Source organism: Microbacterium sp. SSM24 (assembly GCF_025989145.1).
GTDB lineage: Bacteria > Actinomycetota > Actinomycetes > Actinomycetales > Microbacteriaceae > Microbacterium.
The window spans coordinates 1,101,277-1,122,966 of record NZ_JAPDNQ010000001.1; the positions used below are offsets into that span (position 1 = coordinate 1,101,277).

Annotated in this window: 23 protein-coding genes and 3 tRNA genes; 6 read left to right on the plus strand and 20 right to left on the minus strand. The window is 69.7% G+C overall.

What is annotated here, in order from left to right; translation table 11 throughout:
* Window positions 1-44: 44 nt before the first annotated feature.
* On the minus strand, window positions 45-1,511 hold the full coding sequence (gene cls, locus OL358_RS05150; RefSeq protein ID WP_264708870.1) for a cardiolipin synthase: 1,467 nt from the start codon (window positions 1,509-1,511) through the stop codon (window positions 45-47).
* 54 nt (window positions 1,512-1,565) lie between these two features.
* Window positions 1,566-1,772 (minus strand): hypothetical protein, encoded by a 207-nt coding sequence (locus OL358_RS05155; RefSeq protein WP_264708871.1) that lies wholly within the window; start codon window positions 1,770-1,772, stop codon window positions 1,566-1,568.
* 129 nt (window positions 1,773-1,901) lie between these two features.
* On the opposite strand from OL358_RS05155, the gene OL358_RS05160 reads away from it, so the two are divergent.
* Window positions 1,902-3,047 (plus strand): DUF4192 domain-containing protein, encoded by a 1,146-nt coding sequence (locus OL358_RS05160; protein ID WP_264708872.1) that lies wholly within the window; start codon window positions 1,902-1,904, stop codon window positions 3,045-3,047.
* 5 nt (window positions 3,048-3,052) lie between these two features.
* Here OL358_RS05160 and lysS read toward each other — a convergent pair whose 3' ends face one another.
* From lysS to tilS, 15 genes are all read right to left on the minus strand, one after another.
* Window positions 3,053-4,564, minus strand: coding sequence for a lysine--tRNA ligase (gene lysS / locus OL358_RS05165; RefSeq protein WP_264708873.1), 1,512 nt, complete (start codon window positions 4,562-4,564; stop codon window positions 3,053-3,055).
* 162 nt (window positions 4,565-4,726) lie between these two features.
* Entirely contained in the window at window positions 4,727-5,509 is a 783-nt protein-coding gene (locus OL358_RS05170) for an MBL fold metallo-hydrolase (RefSeq protein ID WP_264708874.1), read from the minus strand.
* Between the two features lie 15 nt (window positions 5,510-5,524).
* Window positions 5,525-6,373 carry a pantoate--beta-alanine ligase gene (panC, locus tag OL358_RS05175; RefSeq protein ID WP_264708875.1) on the minus strand — a complete coding sequence of 283 codons (849 nt, stop codon included), beginning with the start codon at window positions 6,371-6,373 and terminating at the stop codon, window positions 5,525-5,527.
* On the minus strand, window positions 6,370-7,083 hold the full coding sequence (locus OL358_RS05180) for a DUF2520 domain-containing protein (protein ID WP_264708876.1): 714 nt from the start codon (window positions 7,081-7,083) through the stop codon (window positions 6,370-6,372). The genes panC and OL358_RS05180 overlap by 4 nt, the downstream gene beginning before the upstream one ends.
* On the minus strand, window positions 7,080-8,831 hold the full coding sequence (locus OL358_RS05185; protein WP_264708877.1) for a PH domain-containing protein: 1,752 nt from the start codon (window positions 8,829-8,831) through the stop codon (window positions 7,080-7,082). Before OL358_RS05185 ends, OL358_RS05180 begins: the two co-directional genes overlap by 4 nt.
* Entirely contained in the window at window positions 8,828-9,409 is a 582-nt protein-coding gene (locus OL358_RS05190) for a PH domain-containing protein (RefSeq protein ID WP_264708878.1), read from the minus strand. Before OL358_RS05190 ends, OL358_RS05185 begins: the two co-directional genes overlap by 4 nt.
* A complete protein-coding gene (locus OL358_RS05195) occupies window positions 9,354-9,848 on the minus strand; it encodes a DUF3180 domain-containing protein (RefSeq protein WP_264708879.1) in 495 nt (164 codons plus the stop codon). The genes OL358_RS05190 and OL358_RS05195 overlap by 56 nt, the downstream gene beginning before the upstream one ends.
* Window positions 9,845-10,378 (minus strand): 2-amino-4-hydroxy-6-hydroxymethyldihydropteridine diphosphokinase, encoded by a 534-nt coding sequence (folK, locus tag OL358_RS05200; protein WP_264708880.1) that lies wholly within the window; start codon window positions 10,376-10,378, stop codon window positions 9,845-9,847. Before folK ends, OL358_RS05195 begins: the two co-directional genes overlap by 4 nt.
* A complete protein-coding gene (gene folB, locus OL358_RS05205; protein WP_264708881.1) occupies window positions 10,375-10,749 on the minus strand; it encodes a dihydroneopterin aldolase in 375 nt (124 codons plus the stop codon). The genes folK and folB overlap by 4 nt, the downstream gene beginning before the upstream one ends.
* Complete coding sequence (gene folP, locus OL358_RS05210; protein ID WP_264708882.1) at window positions 10,722-11,567, minus strand: dihydropteroate synthase; 846 nt, start codon at window positions 11,565-11,567, stop codon at window positions 10,722-10,724. Before folP ends, folB begins: the two co-directional genes overlap by 28 nt.
* Window positions 11,564-12,163 (minus strand): GTP cyclohydrolase I, encoded by a 600-nt coding sequence (folE, locus tag OL358_RS05215; RefSeq protein WP_264708883.1) that lies wholly within the window; start codon window positions 12,161-12,163, stop codon window positions 11,564-11,566. Before folE ends, folP begins: the two co-directional genes overlap by 4 nt.
* Window positions 12,164-12,172: 9 nt before the next feature.
* On the minus strand, window positions 12,173-14,179 hold the full coding sequence (gene ftsH / locus OL358_RS05220) for an ATP-dependent zinc metalloprotease FtsH (protein ID WP_264708884.1): 2,007 nt from the start codon (window positions 14,177-14,179) through the stop codon (window positions 12,173-12,175).
* A gap of 138 nt (window positions 14,180-14,317) precedes the next feature.
* Window positions 14,318-14,902, minus strand: coding sequence for a hypothetical protein (locus tag OL358_RS05225; RefSeq protein ID WP_264708885.1), 585 nt, complete (start codon window positions 14,900-14,902; stop codon window positions 14,318-14,320).
* A gap of 23 nt (window positions 14,903-14,925) precedes the next feature.
* On the minus strand, window positions 14,926-15,477 hold the full coding sequence (gene hpt, locus OL358_RS05230) for a hypoxanthine phosphoribosyltransferase (RefSeq protein ID WP_264708886.1): 552 nt from the start codon (window positions 15,475-15,477) through the stop codon (window positions 14,926-14,928).
* A 34-nt stretch (window positions 15,478-15,511) separates the two neighbouring features.
* Window positions 15,512-16,519: a tRNA lysidine(34) synthetase TilS gene (gene tilS, locus OL358_RS05235; protein WP_264708887.1), complete on the minus strand. Its 1,008-nt coding sequence runs from the start codon at window positions 16,517-16,519 to the stop codon at window positions 15,512-15,514.
* 170 nt (window positions 16,520-16,689) lie between these two features.
* Here tilS and ppa point away from each other — a divergent pair, with 170 nt between their 5' ends.
* The gene (gene ppa, locus OL358_RS05240; protein WP_264708888.1) at window positions 16,690-17,226 is read left to right on the plus strand and encodes an inorganic diphosphatase; all 537 of its coding nucleotides are present in this window, start codon (window positions 16,690-16,692) and stop codon (window positions 17,224-17,226) included.
* A gap of 61 nt (window positions 17,227-17,287) precedes the next feature.
* On the opposite strand, the gene OL358_RS05245 is transcribed toward ppa, so the two are convergent.
* The gene (locus OL358_RS05245; protein WP_264708889.1) at window positions 17,288-18,634 is read right to left on the minus strand and encodes a M23 family metallopeptidase; all 1,347 of its coding nucleotides are present in this window, start codon (window positions 18,632-18,634) and stop codon (window positions 17,288-17,290) included.
* A 220-nt stretch (window positions 18,635-18,854) separates the two neighbouring features.
* Here OL358_RS05245 and OL358_RS05250 point away from each other — a divergent pair.
* The 4 genes from OL358_RS05250 (at window position 18,855) to OL358_RS05265 (ending at window position 20,335) form a co-directional block, all read left to right on the plus strand.
* Window positions 18,855-18,927, plus strand: a tRNA-Glu gene (locus OL358_RS05250).
* A 26-nt stretch (window positions 18,928-18,953) separates the two neighbouring features.
* Window positions 18,954-19,027, plus strand: a tRNA-Asp gene (locus tag OL358_RS05255).
* A 69-nt stretch (window positions 19,028-19,096) separates the two neighbouring features.
* Window positions 19,097-19,169: transfer RNA gene (locus OL358_RS05260), tRNA-Phe, on the plus strand.
* 143 nt (window positions 19,170-19,312) lie between these two features.
* Window positions 19,313-20,335, plus strand: coding sequence for an acyltransferase family protein (locus OL358_RS05265; RefSeq protein WP_264708890.1), 1,023 nt, complete (start codon window positions 19,313-19,315; stop codon window positions 20,333-20,335).
* Window positions 20,336-20,585: 250 nt separating this feature from the next.
* Here OL358_RS05265 and OL358_RS05270 read toward each other — a convergent pair whose 3' ends face one another.
* Window positions 20,586-21,092, minus strand: a complete 507-nt coding sequence (locus OL358_RS05270; RefSeq protein WP_264708891.1) for a glycine cleavage system protein R — start codon at window positions 21,090-21,092, stop codon at window positions 20,586-20,588.
* A 33-nt stretch (window positions 21,093-21,125) separates the two neighbouring features.
* Window positions 21,126-21,485: a hypothetical protein gene (locus OL358_RS05275; RefSeq protein ID WP_264708892.1), complete on the minus strand. Its 360-nt coding sequence runs from the start codon at window positions 21,483-21,485 to the stop codon at window positions 21,126-21,128.
* Between the last annotated feature and the right edge of the window lie 205 nt (window positions 21,486-21,690).

The following is a 21,690-nucleotide window of genomic DNA, read 5'->3' on the forward strand; positions in this document are numbered from 1 at the left end:
AGGGACACCGATCACGGTCGGGTCACAATCACCTGCAAGATCACCTACTGCAGAGCGGAGGTCAGCCGCGCGAGATTGTCGAGAACCGTCGACCGCAGCGGCTGCTGCTCCCACTCGTCGAGGGTCAGTTCGCGGCTGAGGGAGCGGTAGCCGTCCTCGACGGCACGCATCTCGCGGACGAACTCCTCACCGCGCACGAGCATCGAGATCTCCATGTTGAGACCGAACGAGCGCATGTCCATGTTGCTCGACCCGACGATGGCGACCTCGTCGTCGATGGTCATGGACTTCGAGTGCAGGATGAAGGGCCGCTGGTACATCCAGATCTTCACTCCCGCGCGAAGCAGCGCCTCGTAGTAGCTGCGCTGCGCGTGGTAGACGAGCGCCTGATCGCCCTCTTCCGAGACGAACAGCTCGACGTGGATGCCGCGCTGGCACGCCGTCGTGATCGCGAGCAGGAGCGCTTCGTCGGGCACGAAGTACGGGCTCACGACGATGATCTTGCGTTGCGCCGAATAGAGCAGCGCGGCGAAGAGCTTGAGGTTGTTCTGGAACTCGAAGCCCGGTCCCGAGGGGATGATCTGGCAGTCGAGGTCACCCGGGCCGGACGTCACGTCGAAGAGGTCGATCTCATCGGTGAGCACCTCATCGGTCTCGCTGTACCAGTCCGACAGGAAGACGGCGTTGACGGATGCCACGACGGGACCCTCGATGCGGACCATCAGGTCGACCCAGTGCAGGCCGCGGCGGATGTTCTTCTTCAGGTTGTACGTCGAGTCGGTGACGTTCTGCGAGCCGGTGTAGGCCACGCGGCCGTCGACGACGAGGAGCTTGCGGTGGTTGCGCAGATCGGGCCGCTGATACTTGCCCTTCAGCGGCTGCACCGGGAGCATCAGGTGCCACTGCGCGCCCATCGCGTCGAGGCGCTTGAGCGTGGCCTTGTAGAACGGCTTGCCGCGATTGGCCCAGTGGTCCAGCAGCACACGCACCGTGACCCCGCGGGCGCAGACCTCCTCGAGCGCCGTGAAGAAGTTGTCGGTCGCAGCATCCGTCTGGAAGATGTAGAACTCGACGTGCACATAGCGGTCGGCCTTGCGGATGGCGTCCGCCATCGCGTCGAGGCTCTCCTGGTAGCCGCCGATGATGTGCGCGGAGTTGTCGCCGGCCAGCGGCATGGCGCCGAGATTGCGGTTGAGCGTCACGAGCGAGGTGAACCAGTCGGGCGCGTGCGGGCGCAGCGTGCCGAAGTCGAGGGACGCCGAGGTGTCGTGGATGTACTCGTTGATGTCCTCCTGCTTGCGGCGGCGCTTGCGGGGCAGGCGCGGGTTTCCGATCAGCAGGAAGAGGAAGACGCCGACGAGCGGGATGAAGTAGATCGCCAGGAGCCAGGCCATGGCGGCCGTCGGACGCCGATTGCGCGGCACGATGATGATCGCGGCGATGCGGATCGCCAGGTCGACCACGAAGACGAGCACCAGCCACCACGTCGCGTCGAACGTGATGCTGATCACCCTTGCTCCTCGCGTTCCCCGGACGGCGTGTGCCCAGCGTAGTGGGGGCCGGGGTCAGTGCTCGGCGACCGGGGACTTCTCGGTGGATGCCGCGGCCGGCGGGAGTCCGCGCTTGGCGCGCTCCTCGGCCTCGATGCGGGCGTACTCGCGGCGCTCGGTGCGGTCCGCGCGGATGACGCTGCGCAGCACGAAGAAGAAGATCGCGCTCACGACGATCGTCGGAAGCAGCGTCCAGAGGACGGCGACCCAGTAATCGTCCATACGTCCAGGATACGTGGGTTCCCGGGGGCATCCGCGCCGCCTTCTCCACAAGCAAGGTCTGCCACCGGTGACTCCCAGATCGCCGGCGGCGACCCCACCGCGATGGCCGACCCCGCAGAGTCGATCGACATGAGCACGATCGTCAAAGCGGCGGATGCCGCAGAGTTCCTGTCCCTCGTCCCGCGCATGCTCGGGTACGTTCCCGCGCGCAGCCTCGTGATGATCCCCTTCGCCCGGTCCCGCAGCCTCGGGGCGATGCGATTCGATCTCCCGGCCGACGCCGATATCGACGCCTTCGCGAGCAGCGCGATCGGACTGGTGTGCCGCCTTCCCGACGCCGACGCCGTCGCGGCGGTCGCGTACACCGACGCGCGTTTCGACGGTGAGCGGATGCCGCATCCCGCCCTCTTCGAGGCGCTCGAGCGTCGCGCGGATGCGTCGGGGCTGCGCATGACCGATGCGCTGTGCGTCGCGGCCGACGGGTGGGGGTCGATGTTCGACCCGGGCCTTCCGCGCGGAGGACGACCGCTCGCGGAGCTCGAGGTCGCGCCGCCGGGCGCGGAAGACATCGACGACGTCGACGGCGATCAGTCCAGTGGCGCGGAGCTCCCCGCGCCAGGGCTCGTCGAGACCGAGCGCGTCGGGCGGGCGCTCCTCGCCTTCGCGCGGGCCGCGGAGGTGCTGTGCGGGGACGACATCTCGACAGCCGAACCTTCCGATTCCGTCGACGACGCGCGAGTCGATCCGCAGGCGCTGGCCGCGGTGTGCGGATTGGAGGACCTGCCCGGCTTCTTCGAAGACGCCCTCGAATGGCGGGTGGACGACATCGTGCCGTACGACGCCGCCGCGATGGTGTGGTGTTTGGCGCGACCCTCGCTGCGAGATGTCGCCCTGGTGCAGTGGAGCGGCACGTTCGACGACGGCGACCGCGCTCTCGACGCGCAGCTGCGCTGGGAGTCGGGCGAGGAGTACCCCGCGCAGCTCGCCATGCGCATGTGGGGCGAAGGCGACCGGCCCGACCCCGACCGCCTCGAGCGCGCGCTCGCTCTCACACGACGCATCGCGGCTCTCGCACCGCGCGAGTCACGGCCGGGCGCGCTCGCGATGTGCGCGTGGCTCGCATGGGGACTCGGCCTCTCGACGCACGCTGACAGCTATGCCCGCGAGGCATGCGCCATCGAGCCCGAGCATGGTCTCAGCGAGATCGTGCGGTCGTTCGTGCAGGCGGGCCACCTGCCCGACTGGGCGTTCCGGCGACCGGCTCCGGCGCGATGATCGCGCTACTTGACCAGCGGGAAGAGGATCGTCTCGCGGATGCCGAGTCCGGTGATCGCCATCAGCAGTCGGTCGATCCCCATGCCCATACCGCCGGTCGGCGGCATCCCGTGCTCGAGCGCGCGAAGGAACTCCTCGTCGATGCGCATGGCCTCGAGGTCGCCGCGGGCGGCGAGCTTGGCCTGCTCCACGAAGCGGTCACGCTGGATGACCGGGTCGACGAGCTCGGAGTAGCCAGTGGCCAGTTCGAAGCCGCGGACGTAGAGGTCCCACTTCTCGACGACCCCTGCGATGGTGCGGTGCTCGCGCACGAGGGGACTCGTGTCGACCGGGAAGTCCATCACGAACGTGGGTCGGGTGAGGCCCGGCTTCACGAAGTGCTCCCAGAGTTCCTCGACCAGCTTGCCGTGGGTCGCGTGCGGCGGAACATCCGCGCCGACCTCGTTCGCGAAGGCGACGAGCTCGTCGAGCGCGGTCTCGGGGGTGATCTGTCGACCGGATGCCTCCGACAGCGAGCCGTACATCGACAGGCGCTCCCACTGTCCGCCGAGGTCGTACTCGGTGCCGTCCGCCCACGTGACCGTGGTCGATCCGGCGATCGCGCGAGCGGCGTTCTGGATCAGCTCCTGCGTCAGGTCGGCGATGCCGTTGTAGTCCGAGTACGCCTGGTAGGCCTCGAGCATCGCGAACTCGGGGCTGTGCGTGGAGTCCGCGCCCTCGTTGCGGAAGTTGCGGTTGATCTCGAAGACCCGGTCGATGCCGCCGACCACGGCGCGCTTGAGGAACAGCTCCGGTGCGATGCGCAGGTAGAGGTCCGCGTCGAAGGCGTTCGAGTTGGTGATGAACGGCCGGGCGGATGCTCCGCCGTGCTGCACCTGCAGCATCGGCGTCTCCACCTCGAGGAAGTCATGGCTCGCGAAGGTCTCGCGCAGGCTCGCGTTCGCTTTCGCGCGGGCGATGACGGTCTCGCGCGCACGATCGCGGACGATCAGGTCGAGGTACCGGCTGCGCACCCGGCTCTCCTCGCTGAGCTCGGAGTACATGTTCGGGAGCGGCAGGATCGCCTTCGCAGCGATCGTCCACTCAGACACCATGATCGACAGCTCGCCGCGACGGCTCGAGATGACCTCGCCCTTCACGAACAGGTGGTCTCCGAGGTCGACGAGCTCCTTGTACGCCTGCAGGGACTCCTCGCCCACCGCAGCGAGCGACACCATCGCCTGGATGCGGCTCCCGTCACCGGACTGCAGGGTGGCGAAGCAGAGCTTGCCGGTGTTGCGGCTGAAGACGACGCGGCCCGCCACGCCCGCGGTCACACCGGTCTCCGCGCCGGCCTCGAGGTCGCCGAATCGCTCACGCAGGGCGGGGATCGTGTCGGTGATCGGCAGGCTGACCGGGTACGGGCCGGATGCGGCATCCGCTCGCTCGGCGATGAGTCGCTCACGCTTGGCCAGGCGCACGGCCTTCTGCTCGAAGATGTCCTCTTCGGTCGGCTCGGGCGCGGTCGCGTCGCTCACGGGGGTGCTCCTCGGTGGGGTGATCTCCGCAGAACGCGGACCCTCAAGTCTACCGACGCGGTCGGCCACGACCGAGTGCCGCCGATCGGCCGCCGCCGCAGGCTGCCCGACGGTCGACCCCTGGCCGGATCCACGGGCCGCCCGGGTGTGGCCCGGGTGACCTCAGCCCAGGTCCACCGCTTCGCCGAGCGGCGCCCACCTCACTCGATCGCGAACGGGCGGTTCCGCCGCGTCGAAGATGCGCGCGGCCGCCTCCTCCTGCTCGGAGAAGTGGCTCCAGCCTTCGACGTGGGCCGGCACGGCGACTCCCGGCTGGACGAGCCCGATCAGCTCGACCGCATCGCGGGCGTTCATCGTGTACGCGAGCGGGCCCGAGATCGGGAACTTCACGGCGCCGACGTGCACGAGCATGACATCCGGCCGCATCCCCGTGACCGCGGCGCGGAGCGCGCCGTAGAGCACGGTGTCGCCGGTCATCCACAGACCGGGCCGCTCCGCGCCCTCCCGCGTCAGTGCGAATCCGACCGCCGGGCCGACGATCGGCCGCGTGAGCGGAGCGCCGTGACGACCCGGCGTGGCCGTCACGCGCAGCGCGGGCCTCCCGGGCGCCTGCAGCGTCGTGCTCTCGCCGGCCGCGAGCCCTCGGATGTCGGGATGAGTGATCGCCTTCGCGCCGGCGCGCGTCGTCAGAACCGTTGCGGCGCGGCCGAGCACCTCCGCGCCGGCGTCGTCGAGGTTGTCGGCGTGCTGGTGGTGGCTGAGCAGGACCGCATCGATCCGGCCGAGATCCTCGAGCGCGACCGCCGGCCCGGCGGTCTTGGTCGAGGTCGTGCCGAACCCGAAAGAGTAGGTGCGCCCCGGCGGATCGAACGTGGGATCCGTGAGGATGCGCCACCCCTCCCACTCCACGAGGACCGTCGGTCCGCCGATCCGTGTGACCTTCATCGCCGCCGCCGCGTGTCAGCTGATGTAGATCAGCGCGTTGTCGATGAAGCGGTGGCCGGCGACGCTCGCCGCGATGAGTGCGAGTGCGGGGCCCTGATGACCCTCGTCGACAGGAAGGAAGGTCGTCGGATCCACGACGCTGAGGTACTCGAGTCGGATGCGCGGTTCGCCCATGAGCGCCGACTGCGCGGCCGCGATGCACGCATCGACGCCTCGATCGGCGTTCGAGGCGGCGGCGTCGAGCGCGGCGGGAAGCATGCCGGCTGCTGCGAGGTCGCGGTCCTCCAGCATGCCGACGCGCGTCGACACCGGAAGACCGTCGTCGCCACGGACCGTCTCGACCGTCGCGACCTCGACGTCGAAGAACAGGTCGCGGATCATGCGGCGGACGAGGAAGACCCGCTGCGGATCGCGTTCGCCGTAGATCGCGACATCCGGTCTCACCAGATTCAGCAGCTTCGCCTCGACCGTGAGCAGCCCGTCGAAGTAGAAGGGACGCATGCGGCCCTCGTAGCGGAGGCCGAGGTCTCCCGCACTCACCTTCGTGGTCGCGGTTCCGTCGGGGAGCAGTTCCGCCGCGCCGGGGGCGAACACGAGATCCACACCGAGGGATTCGAGCAGTCGCCGATCATCGTCCGGCGTCCGCGGGTAGGCGGCGAACTCCGCTGTGGTGGCGAAGCGCAGCGGGTTGACGAACACCGAGACGACGACGAGGTCGGCCACCTCACGTGCGCGGTGGACGAGGTCGATGTGGCCGTCGTGGAGTGCGCCGATCGTCGAGATGAGCGCAATCCTGGCTCCATCCGGAGCGGCGGCTCTGGCCTCGGCCAGACGGGTGCGCAGCTCGACGACGGTGCTGATCATCCGTCGATCGTAGCGGTGGGGTCGCCCGGTGCACCGGAACCCGCTTCGGCGAGCGCATGGTCGATCGTCGAGTGCACCAGCGCCGACAGATACGCCCCCGGATTCGGCACGCCCGCCTCGGCCAGCAGACCCGCCGACTGGCGCACGATCGAGCGCGAGAACTCCGTCGCCGCGCCGACGCCCTCGGCGTACACCGGGCGGTCCGCTTCGGCGATGACCACGGGCTCGCAGCCCAGCTCGACGGCGAGCGCCTGGGCGATCGGAAGAACGGGACCCGGCGCCGTGACCGCGGCGTACGCCGTTGCGAGCTGGCGGAGGTCCATCGACGTGCCCGTGAACACGAGAGCGGGATGCACGGCCAGGGGAATCGCGCCCTGGGCCACCGCGGGTGCGAGCACGCCCGTACCGAAGGCCGGATCGGTGTGCAGCACCAGCTGGCCCGGCTGCCACGCATCCAGCGCGGCCAGCCCGGCGACCAGCCCTTCGAGCTGGTCGTGCGGCACGGCGACGATCACGAGCTCACTGCGCCGCACCACCTCGGCCGGCTCGAGAGTGGGCACACCGGGGAGCACCGCCTCGACCCGCTCCGGGTCGGACCCCGCGGTGATGCCCACGACCGCATGGCCCGCGCCGCCCAGCGCCGCTCCGACGACCGGACCGACCTTGCCGGCGCCGATGATCCCGATGCCGAGACGGCCGTCCCGGTTCATCCGCGCTCCTCAGGTGCAGCGGGGTAGCGGGCCGCTTCCGCCGGCACGGACGCTTCGGGCTCGGGCCCAGCATCCGCGCCCTCCTCCGCGGGCCGGGAGTCCGAAGTGCGCTCCCCGTCCACGGACCCGTCCTCGGCCCATCGATGCGTGCGGTCGCCGGATGCTGCGAGCACGGCCGCAGCGGACGCATCGGCGAAGAGCGCGAGCGCGCTGTCGCGGTCGATCGCGGAGAGGTTGGCGTAGACCGGGCCGGTGACGACGTGCGCGCGGAGCGTCGCGACCCGCGACATCCGGTCCAACGGGCCCTGGTGGAGACCGAGGCTCTGCAGCCGGGCGAGCGGGAGGAGCGCGAGCTTGCGCCAGATGAGACCGCGCCGCAGCAACAGCAGATCGGGGGTGAGGCGGAAGCCGTTGCGGCGGTACGACAGCGGCCGGATCCACCACGCCCTGCGTGGAGTGTTCGTGAAGGTATCTGCTTCTCCGGGACCCAGTACGCCCTCACGGAGGATGAGCGGCCACTCGGACTCGGGGACGTGCGGCTGCAGGAGGCGCAGCACCCGCTCGACATCGGCCGCGGTGCCGACGGGCAGCACCGTCGTGAACTGATCGGTCGTGGTGTCGCCGGCGCTGCGGCCGGTGAGGCGGTTGATCCGGATCATCCACCAGCCGGCGGGGCGCCACAGGATGGGCTGGGTCACCTCGACGGCGTGCACGCGGCCCGGAGGGACGATCTCGGTCACGGTCGTGAGCAGGCCGAACGTGATGCGGACCCCGTCGGGTGTCGGCGCGATCGAGTACCGCAGCGACCGCACGATCGAGCGCACCCAGTACGCGCCGAAACCGATGAGGGTCGGCACCATCGCGAACAGCAGCCACGTCACGCCCATCGAGACGCCGATCCCGACCGCGACCGCGGCTGCGATGAGCGCGATCGTCGACAGGCTGACGACGTGGGATGCCACGAGCCGGCCGACCGGGATGTTGACGACGGACTCCGGCACGTCGACGGGCGCCTCCGGGCCTTCGATGAGGCCGGTGATCTCGCGCCCGACGGTGTGACCGAGCGCCGCCAGGCGGCCGTCGGGCCGCAGCGACGGGTCACTGCTCTGAGGGGCCTTGGCCGCGGCATCCGCCAGTCGCCTGCCCGACGCGAGCCGCAGGATGTCGGCACGCACCGCCTCGGCGTTGGACGTCGACAGGTACTCGAGCTTCACGTTCGCGTCGGCACCCGCACCGACGACCTCGAGCTTGGCCATGCCGAGCAGGCGCGCGATCATCGGCCGCGTGAGGTTGACACCCTGCACGCGATCGAGCGGGGCACGGCGCTGCGTGCGGAACAGGATCCCGCTGCGCACCTCGACGTCGTCATCCGTGATCCGGAACGTGTGGAACCGCCACGACATGTAGAACACCGCGATGAGGACGATGAGCACACCGAGCACCGCGAGCACCGCGACGAGGTACAGGTTGTTCGCGATGATGAAGTCGATCGGGTCGCCGCCGGAGCCCTCCCACTCGGACAGGTCCTCGTCGAGATCGCCCCCGAGGTCGGGTGCGAGCCATGGCAGGAAGATCACGAGCAGCCGGTCCCTCAGGTTCGCGACGACGATGCCGACGATGACGATGAGGAACAGTCCGCCGCGCAGCAGCGGCGTCAGCGGGTGCAGGCGATGCCAGACTCCGTCGCTGAGCGGCGAGCGGACGAGCCCACGGGGCGGAGCATCGGGCGAAGGAACGGGATCGGTCATAGGCCCGTGCGCCGGCTCTCGGCGACCGCGACGAGGTGGTCGCGCAGAGTCTCGGCCGTCTGCTGCTCGAGACCGGGGATGACGACGCCGGTGGAGGCCGCGGCCGTCACGAACTTGAGCTGCGCGATCCCGAAACCGCGGTCGAGCGGGCCGTGGGTGATGTCGACGAGCTGCATGCGCCCGTACGGCACCGCGACGAAACGCTGCCACAGGATGCCGCGACGGAACACGAGGTCGTCGTCGCGCAGCTGGTACCCGATCGAGCGAGCCTGCCGCGGCAGGATCGCCAGGGTCCAGACCATGATCACGGTGAGGATGCCGCCGGGGATCCACGCCCAGACCTGATGGAACGCGAGCGCCAGGACGAGCGTGGCGGCCACGATCAGCAGCAGGAACGATCCCGTGGAGATGAATTGCACCCGCACATACTTCGGCGAGATCTGATGCCACACGCCCGCCTCGAGCACGAGGCGGTTGTCCGAGCGCGGCTCGGCGAGGCGCTCGTACGTGGACCCCGCCGGCTCAGTGGCCGTGGATGCGGGGCTCGAGTCCGGGGTCGCCTCCGGGCTGTTCGTCATCGTCGTCCTTCCGGATCGTGCACAGGTGCTCCGCGACGAGACCCGCTGCCACCAGCAGCGCAGCGCACACGGCGGTCGCGATCACCGTCCCCATCGAGCCTAGCGAGGGTGTGACCGGACGGGTCGCGAGGAAGACGAGCAGCCCGACCGCGAGACCGCCGAACGCGGCGCCCAGGATGCTCGACGCCTTCGCGAGCATCGCGACCCTGATCGCGCGGAACGGGTTGACGGGCGACCCGCCGCGACCGCGGGTAGCGCGCCGGATCGGCACGGCCAGCGCGACGACCACCCCGCCGAGGAGCACGAGGAGGATCGGCAGCGTGACCGCGGGGGTGAAGGTCGGGCGACCGGCGGCGGTCAGCATCTGGTCGATCAGGAAGCCGGCGGCCACGCCCAGCACCGCGGCGACGACGAGGACTCCCGCACCGGTGCGCCTCATCCGGCGTCCTTCAACCGGGCGAGTGCGCCATCCACGCGCCCCACGCCGGGAAGGGTCGCATCGGGATCGAGCGACAGCCACGGCGCCAGCACGAAATCGCGCTCGGCGGCACGCGGGTGGGGCAGCAGCAGCGTCGGCGCGTCACTCGTGAGATCGGCGTACGCGATGAGGTCGAGGTCGAGCGTGCGGTCGCCCCACCGCACGCGACGTTCGCGACCGTGGCGCTCCTCGATCGCGTGGAGGTACCCGAGCAGCACCGACGGCGCGAGCCGGGTCGTGACGATCGCGACCGCATTGAGGTAGGCCGGGGCGGAAGCATCCGGACCCTCGAGCGTCACCGCGATCGACTCGACCGGCTCCGACGCCCGCACCTCGTCGACCAGCGGCAGCCGGCGCAGATCGTCGATCGCCGCCGCCATCGTCTCGGCGCGGTCTCCGAGGTTGGCCCCGAGCGCCACGACGGCGTCGACCGGAGCGTGATGCGTGTGCTCCGCGTCGCCGTGGAAGCCCTGTGCGAGACGCCGGTTCATCGGACACCTCGCCGGCGGTCGATCGTCACGGACACATCGGCGAACGACAGCGGGATCGGCGCCTGAGGCTTGTGCACCGTGACGCGCACGCCATCGACGAGCTCGAACCCGAGCAGGTGATCGGCGATGCGCGCGGCGAGGGTCTCGAGCAGATCGACCGGCTCACCACCGACGATGGCTGCGATCTGCTCGGCCATCTCGCCGTAGTGGACCGTGTCGGCGACGTCGTCGCTCGCAGCCGCCCGGCGGGTGTCGAGGCGGAGCGTCACGTCCACGACGAAGTCCTGCCCGTCGCGACGCTCGTCGTCGTAGACGCCGTGGCGGCCGAACACGCGCAACCCGGTCAGGGTGATCTCGTCGGCGACGTCCATCGGCCCTCCCCCTCCCATGCCCGCGCGACCCGGAGCGCGTCCACCGTCGAGGCGACGTCGTGCACGCGAACTCCCCACGCGCCGGCCTGTGCCGCGAGAACACTCGTGACCGCCGTGCCGACATCGAGTCGGCCCTCGCCGACCTCCGCACGCTCGCCGCCGCTCTGCGCGGCCAGCGTCTCGGCGAGGAAGCGCTTGCGGCTCGTGCCGATCAGCACCCGCGGGCCCAGGCCCGCCAGACGCCTCGTGCCCCGCAGCGCGGCCCAGTTCTGGTCGCCCCGCTTGCCGAACCCGATCCCCGGGTCGAGGATCACCCGCGACGGTGCGATGCCCGCCGCCGCAGCGGCATCCATCCGCCGCGCGAGCTCGCCGAGCACCTCGGCGACCACGTCGCCGTACTCGGCCTTCGCGTACATGTCGGCAGAGGGCCCACGCCAGTGGCCGAGAATCACGTCGGCGCCGGTCGGCGCGACGGCCGCCAGCAGCCCGGGGTCGGCCATCCCGCCGGAGACGTCGTTCACGATGCGCGCCCCGGCCTCGACCGCCGCGAGCGCCGTCGCTGCGTTCATCGTGTCGATGCTGACGACGCTCCCCGCAGCGGCGAGGGCGCGCACGACGGGCAGCACGCGATCCTGCTCGACCGCGGGCTCGACACGCTCCGCGCCAGGACGCGTCGACTCGCCGCCCACGTCGAGGATGTCGGCGCCCTGCGCGCGCAGCGACAGCCCCTGCGCGATCGCGGCCTCGGCATCCAGGTACCGTCCGCCATCACTGAACGAGTCGGGCGTGACGTTGACGATGCCCATCACGAGGGTCATTCGCGCCCCCCGTGGCCCGCCGACAGCAGGGCGATCAATTCGGCACGCGCCACCGGGTCCGCGAGCTCGCCCCGCGCCGCGATCGTCACGGTCGAGGCATCCGACTGCTGCCCGCTGCGCATCGTCACGCACTCGTGCGACGCGTCGAGCACCACGAGGACGCCACGGGTGTCGAGGGATGCCGCGATCGCATCCGCGATCTGCTCGCCGAGTCGCTCTTGCACTTGCGGGCGCGACGAGAGCACGTCGACGACCTTCGGCAGCGCGCCAAGACCGACGACCTGCTCGCCCGGAAGGTACGCGATGTGCGCGTGCCCGCGGAACGGGAGCAGGTGGTGCTCGCACACAGAGCGAAAGCGGATGTCGCGCAGCATGACCGCCCCGGACGGCAGCGTGTCGGGGGCCGGGCCGCGCGTCACCGAGATGGTGTGCGCGAGCGGAGCCGAGGCATCCGCTCCCACACCCGAGAAGAACTCGGCGTAGGCGTCGGCAACGCGCTCGGGCGTCAGACGGAGTCCGGGACGGTCGGGGTCCTCTCCGATCGCCTCGAGCAGTTCACGCACGAGCGCGGCGACGCGCTCACGATCGACGGCCACGGGCCGAGCCTACGCGGTCGCGGGACGCGCCTGACCGGTCGGGCGGCGCTTGGCGGCCTTCTCGGCGGCCGGCTGCTCGGCCTCGGCCTGCGCCACCGCGCCGACGGGCTCGCCGCGCACCGGAACCTGGACGGGAGGCAGGACCGAGACCGGACGCTGCTCGCTCGAGAGCCACTGCGGACGAGGGGGGAGTCGCTTGACGTCCTCGAAGATCTGGGCGATCTCGAGGTGGTCCAGCGTCTCCTTCTCGAGCAGCTCGAGAGCGAGCCGATCGAGGACCTCGCGGTTCTCGTTGAGCACGTGGTACGCCTCGTTGTGCGCCTGCTCCAGGAGTGCGCGCACCTGCGTGTCGACGCGCTCGGCCACGCGCTCCGAGAAGTCGCGGCCGTGACCCATGTCGCGGCCCATGAAGACCTCGCCCGAGGACTGGCCGAGCTTGACCGGCCCGACCTCGGTGGTCATGCCGTACTCGGTCACCATGCGCCGCGCGATGCTCGTCGCCTTCTCGATGTCGTTCGAGGCGCCCGTCGTCGGGTCGTGGAACACGATCTCTTCCGCGACACGGCCGCCCATCGCCCACGCGAGCTGATCCTGCAGCTCGTTGCGGGTGATCGAGTACTTGTCGTCGAGCGGCATCACCATCGTGTAGCCGAGCGCCTTGCCGCGCGGAAGGATCGTGATCTTCGTCACCGGATCGCTGTGGTTCATCGCGGCCGCGACCAGGGCGTGCCCGCCCTCGTGGTACGCGGTGATGAGCTTCTCCTTGTCCTTCATCACCCGCGTGCGGCGCTGCGGACCCGCGATCACGCGGTCGATCGCTTCGTCGAGGGCGCGGTTGTCGATCAGCTGCGCGTTCGACCGGGCGGTCAGCAGGGCGGCCTCGTTGAGGACGTTCGCGAGATCCGCGCCGGTGAACCCGGGCGTCTTGCGGGCGACGACCTCGAGGTCGACACCGTCGGCGAGCGGCTTGCCGCGACCGTGCACCTCGAGGATGTGCTGGCGGCCGCGCAGATCGGGCGCGTCGACGCCGATCTGGCGGTCGAAGCGGCCAGGGCGCAGCAGCGCCGGGTCGAGGATGTCGGGGCGGTTCGTCGCCGCGATCACGATGACGTTCGCCTTCGGGTCGAAGCCGTCCATCTCGACGAGCATCTGGTTCAGCGTCTGCTCGCGCTCGTCGTGGCCGCCGCCCATGCCGGCGCCCCGGTGACGGCCGACCGCGTCGATCTCGTCGATGAAGATGATCGCGGGCGACGTCTCCTTCGCCTGGTTGAACAGGTCGCGCACGCGGCTCGCGCCGACGCCGACGAACATCTCGACGAAGTCCGAGCCCGAGATCGAGTAGAAGGGCACGCCCGCCTCACCGGCGACTGCGCGGGCGAGGAGCGTCTTGCCGGTTCCGGGAGGGCCGTACAGCAGCACGCCCTTCGGGATGCGGGCGCCCACGGCCTGGAACTTGGCCGGATCCTTCAGGAAGTCCTTGATCTCCTCGAGCTCCTCGATGGCCTCGTCGGCGCCGGCGACATCGCCGAAAGTCACCTGAGGCATCTCCTTCGTCACGAGCTTCGCGCGGGACTTGCCGAACTGCATGACCTTGCTCCCGCCGCCCTGGGCGGACGACAGCAGGAACCAGAACAGCAGACCCAGCAGCAGGATCGGCAGAAGAAGGGAGATGAAGCCGTCGAACCAGCTCGCGCGCGGAACGGCGTCGTCGAAGCCGTCCTTCGGATCGGCGGCGTCGATCGCCTGGACCACCTCGTCGGCTCGCGCCTGCACGTAGTAGAACTGCACGTCCTTCGCGCCATCGTGCTCGGCGGACAGCTTCATGTCGACGCGCTGGTCGCCGTCGGTGTTCAGCACCTCGACGACCGTGTCGCCGGCGAGCAGCTCGAGACCCTCCTGCGTCGAGATCTGCTTCGCGCCGTTCAGGCTCGAGATGAGCGAGAACCCCACGATGAGAAAGACCCCGATCAGGAGGACGTAGAAGAGCGGGTTGCGGGTGATCTTCTTGAAGTCCATGGTGCGGGCGCGCGCCCGGTCCCTTTCGTCGACGAACCCGCGTCGAGACGGACGGATGCCTCGGCGACGGTGGATTCAGGGTATCGCGGCGTCCCTAGGCGCTGACTGTGCATTCGCCGACGGCGTAAGCGTCGCTGCTCACAAGCCGCCGCTCCCGGGGAGCTCGCCCGACGCCCACCGGTCGAAGTCATCGATCTTGGGGGACGGCCGAGATGCGACGAACGTGACCCACCGATCCGGCCTCGTCGTGCAATTCAACTCCCAGGGCACGCTCATGAAGGGATCCACGATCGGGATGACCACGTACCACTCGCCATCGGGGCGGAACGCGAGCCTGGCCTCTTCGCGGGGGACGTCGGACCGCATGAGCTGGTCGTACAGATCCGGTCGCGGCTTGTTCCGCGGCCGACTGGCGTTGTACAGACAGGTGTTGATGAGGTCATCGGCGTTGAAGGCCGGGGTGACGATCGGTGTCGGGATCGGCGCCGGGGCTTTCGTCGGAGACGGCGCCGGGGCTTTCGTCGGCGCCGGCGCAGGCGTCGGCGTGGCGATTGGCGTCGCCATGGCGCTCGGCGTCGGCGTGGGACTGGGCGTCGAGGTCTGCGTCGGCGTGCTGGAGGGCGTCTCCGCGGCTGGCGACAGCTCGGGCGCGGCCGTGCATGCGACCAGCCCCACCGCGAGCGTGAGTGCGAGGACGACGGCGGCAGGTCGGATCAGAGACACTCCACGAGTGTAGGTCGACCGCGTCACGAGTAGACGTGGGGGGCGAGGACGGCGACGTCGCGCAGGTTGCGGTACTTCTCGTCGTAGTCGAGGCCGTAGCCGACGACGAACTCGTTCGGGATGTCGAACCCGACGTACTTGCAGTCCACCTCGACCTTGGCGGCATCCGGCTTGCGCAGAAGTGCGAAGACCTCGATCGATGCGGCGCCGCGCGACTCGAAGTTCTCGAGCAGCCAGCTGAGGGTGAGGCCGGAGTCGATGATGTCCTCGACGATCAGCACGTGCTTGTCGTGGAGGTCGGTGTCGAGGTCCTTGCGGATCTGCACGACGCCGCTCGACTTCGTGCCGGCGCCGTACGACGAGACGGCCATCCAGTCCATCGGGGCGCTCTTCGGAAGTGCGCGCGAGAAGTCGGCCATCACCATGATCGCGCCCTTGAGCACCCCCACGAGCAGGAGGTCCTTGCCCTCGTAGTCGACCGCGACGCGTGCACCGATCTCCTCGAGCTTCGCCAGGATCTGCTCCTCGGTGACGAGGATCTCGGTCAGTTCGCTCTGGATGTCGGCCGCACGCATGGGGAGAGTCTAGGCGGATCGCGCAGACGCGCCGTCAGCCGTCCACTCGCCGGGCGGTGAACTCGACGCGCCCGCCGACGCGTCGCGCGCGGCATCCGGGCAGGTCGATGGGTCCCTGCCCCGACCAGTCGGTCACCAGGCGCGCGACCTCGAGCGTCTGCGTGCGGCTCAGGCTCTCGTGGAACTCGCTCGCGACGACGTGCCGGATGATCCGGTGACGCAGCGCCGCGGGGTTCGCCGCGAGCGCGCCGACCGACACCGAGATGCCCGCCTCGACGTGCTCGACGATGTCCTCGATCGTCTCTTCGATCATCTCGTCGAAGGCCTCGGCGTCCTCCCGCAGCTGGGCCGCCGTGCGCGCGAGCGCCTCGGCGATGCCCGGGCCGAGCTCCGCCTCGAGGACGGGCAGCACCGCCTCGCGCACGCGCACGCGGGCGAACCGGAGCTCGGAATTGTGCGGATCGTCCCACGGCACGAGACCCTCCGCCGCGCACGCGGCGCGCGTGGTCGGGCGACGCACGCCGAGGAGCGGCCGCACCAGCGCGACGCCGTCGAGTTCGCCCGCGGGGGACATGCCCTGCAGACTGGCGGCGCCGGCGCCCCGCGCCAGGCCGAGGAGGACGGTCTCGGCCTGGTCGTCGAGCGTGTGACCGGTCATGATCGCAGCGGCGCCGAGAGCGGATGCCGCGTCACGGAGCGCGGGGTACCGCGCCGAGCGCGCCGCGGCCTCGGGACCGCCGTCCGCACCGACCTCGACCCGGACGACCTTCGCCTCGATCCCGAGATGCCGGGCCTGCGCGGCGGCGGCGGCGGCCGCATCCGCGGATCCCTCCTGCAGACCGTGGTCCACCGTCACCGACGCGACGGCGACGCCGCGCTTCGGAGCCTCGAACGCGGTCGCTGCGGTGAGCGCGAGCGAATCGGCTCCGCCCGACAGTGCCACGACGACCGTCGAGCCTTCGGCGAGTCCGGCGAGCGCCGCCCGCACGGCGAGGCGCACCTCGGCGACGGCGGGGTCGAGTCCGGGTCGGCGGTCGTCCATGCGCCCACCGTACCGGCGAGGCGCGGCGCATAACTCCTGCAGGTTCGCGCAGATCCCGGCGAATCAGGCCCGGTACGGCCGGGAGCCGACAATTCTGCAGGAGTTATGCGCCCTGCCGCCGCGACTAGGCTGGTCGGCGGCATCCCACCGTTTTCCGAAGGAGCACCAACATGGGCGCGTACGACGCCGTCATCGAGATCCCGCGGGGCAGCCGCGTGAAGTACGAGGTCGACCACGGCACCGGCCGCGTGTTCCTCGACCGCATCCTGTACACGCCGATGGGCTACCCCACCAACTACGGATTCTTCGAGAACACCCTCGGCGAGGACGGCGACCCGCTCGACGTGCTGGTCATCCTCGACGTCGACCTCGCGCCCGGCATCCTCGCGAGCGTGCGCCCCGTCGGCGTCCTGAAGATGAGCGACGAGGCCGGCGGCGACGACAAGGTCGTGGCGGTGCTGGCCAAGGATCCGCGCTGGGCGCACATCCAGGACGTCGGCGACATCTCCGAGTACCTCCAGAAGGAGATCGCGCACTTCTTCGAGCACTACAAGGACCTCGAGCCGAACAAGTGGGTCAAGGTCGACGAGTGGGCGGATGCCGCCGAGGCCGAGCGCCTCGTCGGCGAGGCGTTCGAGCGCTTCCAGCAGCACGAGGGCCAGACCGCCACCCAGGGCGAGGGCATCGCCCCCAACACGCTCGACTAGTCAGAACGCGAGAAGAGCGGATGCCGCGGCATCCGCTCTTCTCACGTTTCAGGTCGTGGCGTCAGACCGAGATGCCCCGTGCCGACATGAACGGGACCGGGTTGATCGCGTAGCCGTTGCTGTACACCTCGAAGTGAAGGTGGCAGCCGGCTGAGGCTCCGGTGTTGCCGACGCTGGCGATGAGCTGGCCGGCGCGGACGGACTGGCCGGGGCCGACGAAGATCCCGCCGGGTCGGATGTGCGCGTAGCCGGTGCCGATTCCGCCGCCGTGGTCGATCCGGATGTAGTTGCCGTACCCGCCGGCGTTCCATCCCGCGTACTGCACCCTGCCGGCGCTGGCCGCGTAGATGCCCGCGCCGCAGCCGGGCGCGAGGTCCACGCCGCGATGGAAGCCCGATGTGCACTGGCCGTTGCCGCAGATGACGGCGCGGGGCCCGTAGCCGGAGCTCTGCCAACCGGCGCTCGGACGCGCCCAGCCGGAGCCGCCGACCCCGCCGCCACCGCCTCCGCCGCCCTGGTTGAGCTTCTCGGCCTCCTCGCGGGCACGGCGCTCGGCCTCTTCACGTGCCTTGCGCGCGGCTTCCTCGCGGGCGCGAACGCCTGCCTGGTACTGGGCGACCGTGCGGCGGGTGGTGTCGCTGAGTGCGGCGAGCTGCGCCTCGAGCTCGACCTGCTTGCTCTGCTGCGTCTCGAGCGCCGCCTGAGCCGCCTCGGCCGCGCGCTGAGCGGCGACCATCTTGTCCTGCGCGATGGTCTGGAGTCGGTCGCGCTCGGCGCGCTGCACCTCGGCCTGATCGGAGAGGCTCTGGGCGGAGTCGCGTGCCGTCACCGCGTCGGCGTAGACCGCCTGATTGCGTTCGACCAGCTTGTCCATCGTGCCGAGGCGGGCCAGCAGGTCGTCGGCGCTCGCAGCGGATCCGGCGAAGAAGAGCTGCAGCGACGTGTCGTCGCCTCCGTTGCGATACAGCTGCGCGGCGACGCGTCCGGCCTTGTTCGCCGCGTCCACGGCGGTCTGGGCCTGCTCGTCGGCCTGCAGCTGGAGCTGCTCAGCCCGGTAGGCCGCGTCGAAGAACTCCTCCTGCGCGACGAAGAACTCGTTCGCGGCCTGCTCGGCGAGCGCCTGCTTGGCAGCGACGTCATCGGCGAGGGCGGCGATCAGGCCTTGAATCCTCGCGACCTGCGCCTTCTTCGCCGACTCGTTCGACTTGGCGCGCACCACGTCGTCCCAGGACGGGTAGTCGACCGCGAAGGCGGGGGCGATGAGCGGCCCGCCCAACGCACCCAGCGTGGCGATGCCGATCGCGCCGAGGCCGAGCGCACCACGGCGGCTCAACTGAGGCCAGAGCTGTCGGCGTTCACGCGGGGACGGTGCGCAGCCGCACTCGTCGAAGGCGTCATCGGTTTCCACCGGACCTCCCCTCGTGACGTCGACGTCGTTCACATTAGCAACATCAGTCACATTCGCAACCGACTCGCGGTCATGCGTGTCGCGGCGTCGGCAGCGCGGTCACTCAGCCAGTGTCATCCGGGACCGGCGGCCGCACAAGCACACCACGCCCTCGATTGGCGCATTCGAGATCCATTGCGTATGCTTGACCCTCGGTAAGCGTGAGCCTCTGGGTTCACCCGGCCCCATCGTTTAGCGGCCTAGGACGCCGCCCTTTCACGGCGGTAGCACGGGTTCGAATCCCGTTGGGGTCACTCCGAACCACACAACTTAACAGCATGGCCCTGTAGCGCAGTTGGTTAGCGTGCCGCCCTGTCACGGCGGAGGTCGCGGGTTCAAGTCCCGTCAGGGTCGCTCCACAGCGACGGGCCCTTTTCGAAGGGCCTTTCGTCTCGGACACGGCGATCGAGATTCATGCCGTGCGGCTCTGTAGCTCAGTTGGTAGAGCGTTCGACTGAAAATCGAAAGGTCACCGGATCGATGCCGGTCGGAGCCACTGAAACCCTCTCCTAGCTTCTACATGGAGGGGGTTTCTTCGTTCCCTCCCCCGCTCCGCCGGCCGCTCCGAACGGCCGCATCTGCGTGTGATGAACCCCCTTTGATCGGGTGTAGCGTGAGGCATTCGATCTGGGGGATCACATGCGGTCACTGGGGGCCACGTTCGACCCGAAGCGCAACGGGCTCAATTTCGTGCGCCTCCTGCTCGCCGTCACGGTGATCGGGTGGCACAGCTTTCCCCTCACCGGACACGACATCGAGTACGCGCCGCTCCGGCAACTCGTCGGCGAGATCGGTGTGGACGGGTTCTTCGCGATCAGCGGGTTCCTGATCGTCTCTTCGTGGGTCCGCGATCCGAACTGGGCGCGCTACCTCCGCGCCCGCGCTCTGCGAATACTGCCGGCATTCTGGGTCTGCCTGCTGGTCACGGCCTTTGTGATCGCGCCACTCGTGGCCGGCGTGCTCGGTGGAGACAACATCACCTACGTCGTGTACAACGCGGGACTGCGGATCTTCCAGGAGGACATCGCCGGGACTCCGCTCGGAGTCCCCTACGAGGGCGTGTGGAACGGGTCGCTCTGGACGCTCTGGTGGGAGTTCCTCTGCTACCTCGGCGTGATGACTCTGGGACTGTTCGGGATGCTGAGATGGCGTTGGACGACGACGGTCCTCTTCGGAATAGCGCTCGCCGCAGCAGCAGCCACCACTGCGGGCGTGGTGGACAACTGGTATGCCGCACAGGGGGCGAGGTTCGGTCTGATGTTCCTGGCGGGGGCGATGGTGTGGCAGTGGAAGGACCGCGTCCTCGTCAACGCGTGGACGGTCGTCGGCGCCGCCGTGGTGCTCATGGGTTCCTTGCTGATCCCGAACTATCGACTGCTCGCCGCACTTCCCGTGGCGTTCCTCGTCATGGTCGCCGGCGCCAACATCCGGACGCCGCGACTCGCGCTGCGCAACGACGTGTCGTACGGCGTGTACATCTATGCGTTTCCGGCACAGCAGGTCGTCGCATACGCGGGGGTGGATCAGGTCGCGCTCATGGCCGTATTGGCGACTCTCCTGACGTTCCCCCTCGCGATTGCCTCGTGGTTCTTGGTCGAGAAGCCCGCGATGAGGCTCAGGGCGCGGCGGCCGGAGCCTGCACCCCGGGTCGACGCGTTCTAGCAGCGACTCGGGAACCTCAAGAAATGCTGAAATTCTTTGGATTTGGGGTGTCCCCCATATGGGGGACAAGGTACATTGTCCTTGATGCGAATCCCGGGCATCTGGGGACATGACTTCTGGGGAGTCGGCCCGAGATTCGCATTAAAAAGGGGGAACGCGGTCTGGGGCCGCGCGACTTTCCGCATGGGGATGCGGACGGCCCCCTCGAGGGCTCGGAAACGACCGGCCTCCGAGGGGGCCGACACCTTTTTCAGCCGAGGGTGATGTCGACCTGGATCTCCGCGGCCAGGCGCTCGATCTCCGCCGCGACCGCTGCGACATCGACATCGACGGGCGCCGCCGCCACGACCGTCGCCTCGAAGAGACGACCGCCGGCCATCGCGGCATCCCGCGTCTCGGTTGTCATGCGATCGATGCTCACTCCGTGCGCACTCAGCGCTGCGGACAGCTCGCGCACGATGCCCGGGTGATCATTGCCCAGCACACGCAGCACCAGAGACTGTCGAGGCGACGCGGAGACCTCCACCCCCGCCTGCACCGCGACCGTGTGCAGTCCCTCGAGGCCCGACAGCGCGGCGCGCAGAGCGTCGGCCCGGTCGGCGGGCACCGACACCTCGACGATTCCTGCGAACGCACCGGCGAGCTCCGCCAGCTCGCTTGTCTCCCAGTTGCCGCCGTGCGCGGCGACGACGTCGGCGACCGCCGCGACGATCCCGGAGCGGTCGCTTCCGACCACGGTGAGCACGAGAGTAGTCATGCGGCACAGCGTAGCGACAGGCGCGCGCCGCGGTCAGGCCCGCGGTCGAAGCTCCTCCGGCGCGGGGAACGGCAGCCGGAACGTGTCGAGCACCGCGCCGACCGCCGACGCGGCACCGAACTCGTCGCCGACGACGGTGATGCCACGCGCGCTCGCCTCGGTGATGCGCACAGGCCGCTCCGTCCCGTCGGCGAAGCGCATCGTCCAGCGGTCGGCGAGGTAGCCGATGCCGAGCCGGTCGAGCAGCTCTTCGGCGTCGAGCCAGTCGACGGGCGCGTCCGTGCGCTCGCGACCGAGCAGGTCGAAGACGCGGAAGCCTTCGCCGTCGGCCAGCATCCATCCGAGCACCTCGCCGTCGGGGCGGCGGTGTTCTATCCAGTCGGCGGGAAGCACGGCGCGAGCCTAGCAACGGCCGCGGACGCGCCGCCCGCCGATTGCCTCTTCCGGCATATCGGTTTCTCTGGCTAGAATCGACTCACGTTCACTGATCGTTCATGGTTGCGCGTTATTCGACTTGGGGCCGAATGACGCACTGATGTATCACCGTCGCAACCGATGGGCTCAGAGAACGTAGTTCGTAGGGGGGCCTACGAACTAC

What these genes read in the sequence shown, in the direction of transcription:
- ppa (WP_264708888.1), top strand. Translation starts at nt 16,690, where the DNA reads ATGGGCGCGTACGACGCCGTCATCGAGATCCCGCGGGGCAGCCGCGTG.
- hpt (WP_264708886.1), bottom strand. Translation starts at nt 15,477, where the DNA reads ATGCGTGCGGCCGACATCCAGAGCGAACTGACCGAGATCCTCGTCACC.
- tilS (WP_264708887.1), bottom strand. Translation starts at nt 16,519, where the DNA reads ATGGACGACCGCCGACCCGGACTCGACCCCGCCGTCGCCGAGGTGCGC.
- OL358_RS05195 (WP_264708879.1), bottom strand. Translation starts at nt 9,848, where the DNA reads ATGAGGCGCACCGGTGCGGGAGTCCTCGTCGTCGCCGCGGTGCTGGGC.
- folB (WP_264708881.1), bottom strand. Translation starts at nt 10,749, where the DNA reads ATGGACGTCGCCGACGAGATCACCCTGACCGGGTTGCGCGTGTTCGGC.
- OL358_RS05265 (WP_264708890.1), top strand. Translation starts at nt 19,313, where the DNA reads ATGCGGTCACTGGGGGCCACGTTCGACCCGAAGCGCAACGGGCTCAAT.
- folP (WP_264708882.1), bottom strand. Translation starts at nt 11,567, where the DNA reads ATGACCCTCGTGATGGGCATCGTCAACGTCACGCCCGACTCGTTCAGT.
- folK (WP_264708880.1), bottom strand. Translation starts at nt 10,378, where the DNA reads ATGAACCGGCGTCTCGCACAGGGCTTCCACGGCGACGCGGAGCACACG.
- OL358_RS05155 (WP_264708871.1), bottom strand. Translation starts at nt 1,772, where the DNA reads ATGGACGATTACTGGGTCGCCGTCCTCTGGACGCTGCTTCCGACGATC.
- OL358_RS05185 (WP_264708877.1), bottom strand. Translation starts at nt 8,831, where the DNA reads ATGACCGATCCCGTTCCTTCGCCCGATGCTCCGCCCCGTGGGCTCGTC.
- OL358_RS05160 (WP_264708872.1), top strand. Translation starts at nt 1,902, where the DNA reads ATGAGCACGATCGTCAAAGCGGCGGATGCCGCAGAGTTCCTGTCCCTC.
- OL358_RS05190 (WP_264708878.1), bottom strand. Translation starts at nt 9,409, where the DNA reads ATGACGAACAGCCCGGAGGCGACCCCGGACTCGAGCCCCGCATCCACG.
- OL358_RS05170 (WP_264708874.1), bottom strand. Translation starts at nt 5,509, where the DNA reads ATGAAGGTCACACGGATCGGCGGACCGACGGTCCTCGTGGAGTGGGAG.
- ftsH (WP_264708884.1), bottom strand. Translation starts at nt 14,179, where the DNA reads ATGGACTTCAAGAAGATCACCCGCAACCCGCTCTTCTACGTCCTCCTG.
- OL358_RS05180 (WP_264708876.1), bottom strand. Translation starts at nt 7,083, where the DNA reads ATGAACCGGGACGGCCGTCTCGGCATCGGGATCATCGGCGCCGGCAAG.
- panC (WP_264708875.1), bottom strand. Translation starts at nt 6,373, where the DNA reads ATGATCAGCACCGTCGTCGAGCTGCGCACCCGTCTGGCCGAGGCCAGA.
- OL358_RS05270 (WP_264708891.1), bottom strand. Translation starts at nt 21,092, where the DNA reads ATGACTACTCTCGTGCTCACCGTGGTCGGAAGCGACCGCTCCGGGATC.